Here is a 677-nt window from a genome sequence, read left to right as displayed (position 1 = left end):
CGGGAGTGTCTGGAGGGTGAGGACGTTACGGCGGTGCCGAGTCTGCGTCGTGGTCGTGGTGAGGTCGAGTCGGTGCTGGCGGGGCTGGGTGCGTTGTTCGCCGCGGGGGTGTCGGTCGACTGGGCGGAGTTGTTCGCCGGGACCGGCGCCCGCCACACCGAACTGCCCACCTACGCCTTCCAACGCCGGCGCCACTGGCTCGGCATGACGCCCGACGACGAGAAGACGCCGGCGGAGACCTCGGCTCTGGTGAGTGAGCTGCGGCGGCTCGATGAGACCGAGCGCGCGTACCGGATGACGGAACTGGCTCGCGCGCACATCACCGCCACTCTCGGCAGCGGCGAGCTCGGTGAGGACGCGCTCGGTGAGACGTTCCGGGATCTGGGCTTCGATTCCCTGATGTCGGCCGAACTGCGGGACAGGCTCTCGCACGCCCTGGAGATCCCGCTGCCGAGTTCGGTGATCTTCGATTACCCCACTCCCACTGTTCTCGTCGAACACCTGCAATCGCTGCTGTCGGGCGCAGATGCCGACATCGACACCCGGGCCGCGTCGGACGCGTCGATTGCCGACGCCGATGATCCTGTGGTGATTGTCGGGATGGCGTGCCGTTATCCGGGTGGGGTGGGTTCTCCGGAGGATCTGTGGTCGTTGGTGGTGGAGGGCAGGGAGGGGAT

At 67.7% G+C, this 677-nt stretch carries 1 protein-coding gene; it reads left to right on the top strand.

Features of this window, described 5'->3' with window-relative positions; genetic code table 11:
- Nucleotides 1-33 precede the first annotated feature (33 nt).
- Nucleotides 34-677: acyl carrier protein (locus IG94_RS39455; protein WP_248783125.1), on the top strand; the 644-nt coding region annotated here is incomplete at its 3' end.

This window comes from Streptomyces olivaceus (genome assembly GCF_000721235.1).
Lineage (GTDB): Bacteria > Actinomycetota > Actinomycetes > Streptomycetales > Streptomycetaceae > Streptomyces > Streptomyces olivaceus.
Note: the sequence above shows the minus strand (reverse complement) of the source record. Positions and strands in the feature narration are given on the sequence as shown.